Origin of the sequence: Klebsiella sp. K47 (assembly GCF_051858335.1) — a bacterium.
GTDB classification, from domain to species: domain Bacteria; phylum Pseudomonadota; class Gammaproteobacteria; order Enterobacterales; family Enterobacteriaceae; genus Klebsiella; species Klebsiella pneumoniae.
In genome coordinates this window covers 1-209 of the sequence record NZ_JBPYUI010000612.1, presented here as the reverse complement: position 1 = coordinate 209, position 209 = coordinate 1, and the positions used below count along the sequence as shown (strand labels likewise).

Sequence of the window (209 nt, the reverse complement as noted above, 5' to 3'; positions counted from 1 at the left end):
CGGAAGTGGCGCCGATCTCCTGGGGATCGCGGGCGCAGGCCTCGAGTACCTGGCCGGTGAGCTGCCGCCACTCTTCCAGGCGTTGCAGCACCGGCTCGACCAGCGGCGCCAGCGCAGCACGCCCTTGCAGCGCCTCGCTGGCCGCCGCCAGTTCGCCTTGCAGCGCCAGCAGTTCGCCGCCCTGGTCGCCGAGCAGCTTGCGGCGGACC

1 protein-coding gene is annotated in these 209 nt (G+C 73.7%); it reads right to left on the bottom strand.

The window, feature by feature from the left end; translation table 11 throughout:
• Nucleotides 1-209: hypothetical protein (locus RRF55_RS29430; RefSeq protein WP_439419518.1), on the bottom strand; the 209-nt coding region annotated here is incomplete at both ends.